Here is a 2,594-nt window from a genome sequence, read left to right on the forward strand (position 1 = left end):
CCTTTCCCCCCTCCCCTCTCATCCCCGCAAGAACGCCAGCACCGCCAGCACCCTCCGATGCCCGTCCTCCGCCGGCGGCAGATCCAGCTTCGCGAGGATGGACCCGATGTGCTTCCCCACCGCCGCCTCGGACACCACCAGCTCCCGGGCGATCGCCGCGTTGGACCGCCCCTCGGCGACCAGCGCCAGCACCTCCCTCTCCCGCGCGGTCAGACGCGCGAGCGGATCCCGGCGGCGGCGCAGCAACTGCCGGACGACTTCGGGATCGACGACCGTCCCCCCGCCCGCGACCTCGGTGAGCGCGGCGACGAACTCCTCGACCTGCCCGACACGGTCCTTGAGGAGGTAGCCGACGCCGGCGCCGTCCCCGGAGTCGAGCAGGTCGGCGGCGTAGGCGTGCTGGACGTACTGGCTGAGCACGAGCACCGGCAGCCCGGGCCGCTCCGCGCGCAGCAGGACGGCGGCGCGCAGCCCCTCGTCCTGGAATCCGGGCGGCATCCGTACGTCGGTGACGACGACGTCGGGCGCGTGTTCCCGGACCGCGGCGAGCAGCCCGTCCGCGTCCCCGACGGCCGCGACGACCTCGTGCCCGAACCGCGCGAGCAGGGCGCCGAGCCCGTCGCGCAGCAGGACGCTGTCCTCGGCCAGGACGACCTTCAGCCCCACCGGCGTGTCCCCTCCCCCGTCAGCGCCCGGCGGCGCAGGGCAGTTCCGCCCGCAGCACGGTCGGCCCGCCCGCCGGACTGGTGAGCGCCAGTCTCCCACCGGCCACCGACACCCGGTCGGCGAGCCCGGTGATCCCGGTCCCGGCGGCGCTGTCCGCCCCGCCGCGCCCGTCGTCGCCGACCTCCACGACGAGCCGTGCGCCCCGCTGTTCGACCCGTATCCAGGCCCGCCCGGCGCCGCTGTGCTTGGCGACGTTGGCGAGCGCCTCCCGGACGACGAAGTACGCGGTGGCCTCGACGGCGTCGGGCAGCCGCCCGGGGAGCGCGCAGTGCGTGTCGACGGGTACGGGTGAGCGGTCGGCAACGTCGGCGACGGCCGCCGGCAGCCCGTGGTCGACGAGGACCCGGGGGTGGATGCCCTGGATCAGCTCGCGCAGTTCGGCGAGGGCCGCGCCCGCTTCCTCGTGCGCCCGCGCGAGCTGCGTCGCGAGGGGGCTGCCGGGCGGTGCGTCGAGGCGGGCGAGCCCGAGGGCCATGGAGAGGGCGACGAGCCGCTGCTGGGCGCCGTCGTGCAGGTCGCGTTCGATGCGCCGGCGCTCGGCCTCGAAGGCGTCGACCAGGCGGGCCCGGGAGCGGGTGAGTTCGGTGACCCGCGCGCCGAGGTCGCTCGCGCGCGGGGTGACCAGCAGCCGGGTCAGCGCCCCGCGCGCGCCCGCGGCGACGCCGATGACGTAGAGCCCGGCGGCCAGCAGCACGACGCCGCCCAGGCAGGCCGCGAACGCGGCGGGCCAGCCGGTGACCGTCCACACCTTGAGCACCTTGGTCTCGCGCCCGCCGCCGACTGTGCCGAACAGCACCGGCGCGGCGATCATCGTCAGGGGCCCGCCCAGCGCGAGGGCGAGCAGCACCGCTTCCGCCGGCCACCACAGGCAGGCCGTCAGCAGGGCGTGCCCCAGCTCCCGCCAGGTGGCCCGCTCCCGCGCGCGTACGGCCAGCCAGCCCCGCAGCCCCGGCACGGCGGGCTCGGCGTGTGCCCCGGGCGCCTCCTCCCGGTCGACGAGCCGCAGCCGGCGCCGCTCCAGCGCGGCCACGGGCAGGCCCGCGAAGGCGAGGCAGCCGAGCAGCGGCAGCCCCACGAGGACGACGGCGAGGACGCTCCCCGCCACCGCCAGCAGGGCCAGCCCCACCAGCACGAAGGCCCCGGTCACCGCGCCCGTCAGAAGGTACAGCACCGCCCGCCACGGCCACGGGGACAGCAGGTACCCCCGCCCGGCCAGGCCCTCCCACACATCGCGCGCACGCTCGTCCCGCCCCATGCGGATCACCGTAGAAGCGCCGCGCGACCCCGGCCATACGGCGGAACCGACCTCCAGGGGTATGCCTGGCCCTACCCCAGGTCTCGCCCCTGCCCCAGCGACCGCGTACGGGTCGCGGCGGTTTCGTGGAGCCATGACCTCGACGACTCCGCATCCGGACGGCGCCCTGCCCCGCCCCGCCGTCCAGCTGACCTCCGTGACCAGGCGGTACGGCCCCGGCGTGACGGCCCTCGACGACCTCTCCCTCACGCTCCCCGCCGGGTCCTTCACGGCCGTCATGGGGCCGTCCGGCTCGGGCAAGTCGACGCTGCTCCAGTGCGCGGCGGGGCTGGACCGGCCGACGTCGGGTTCGGTGCGGCTCGACGGCACCGAGCTGACCGGCCTGAGCGAGCGGCGGCTCACGCTGCTGCGGCGCGCGCACATCGGCTTCGTGTTCCAGTCGTTCAACCTGCTGCCGTCCCTGACGGCCGCGCAGAACGTGGCCCTGCCGCTGCGGCTGGCCGGGCGGCGTCCGTCGTCCGCGCGGGTGCGCGAGGTGCTCGCCCGGGTGGGGCTCGCCGACCGCGCGGGCCACCGCCCCGGCGAGCTGTCGGGCGGCCAGCAGCAACGCGTC

At 76.8% G+C, this 2,594-nt stretch carries 3 protein-coding genes; 1 reads left to right on the plus strand and 2 read right to left on the minus strand.

Annotation, left to right across the window (positions count from 1 at the left end):
• Positions 1-18 precede the first annotated feature (18 nt).
• Both AOK24_RS32335 and AOK24_RS32340 read right to left on the minus strand, forming a co-directional pair.
• Positions 19-666, minus strand: coding sequence for a response regulator (locus AOK24_RS32335; RefSeq protein WP_193555247.1), 648 nt, complete (start codon positions 664-666; stop codon positions 19-21).
• A gap of 19 nt (positions 667-685) precedes the next feature.
• A complete protein-coding gene (locus AOK24_RS32340) occupies positions 686-1,981 on the minus strand; it encodes a sensor histidine kinase (RefSeq protein WP_055723580.1) in 1,296 nt (431 codons plus the stop codon).
• 133 nt (positions 1,982-2,114) lie between these two features.
• On the opposite strand from AOK24_RS32340, the gene AOK24_RS32345 reads away from it, so the two are divergent.
• On the plus strand, positions 2,115-2,594 hold a 480-nt coding region (locus AOK24_RS32345; RefSeq protein ID WP_159052053.1), incomplete at its 3' end, for an ABC transporter ATP-binding protein.

The sequence above is a fragment of the Streptomyces niveiscabiei genome, assembly GCF_001419795.1.
Taxonomy (GTDB): Bacteria; Actinomycetota; Actinomycetes; order Streptomycetales; family Streptomycetaceae; genus Streptomyces; species Streptomyces niveiscabiei.

Bases quoted from the DNA above. Each gene is read 5' to 3' on its own strand.
- AOK24_RS32340 (WP_055723580.1), bottom strand. From the start codon at position 1,981: ATGGGGCGGGACGAGCGTGCGCGCGATGTGTGGGAGGGCCTGGCCGGG.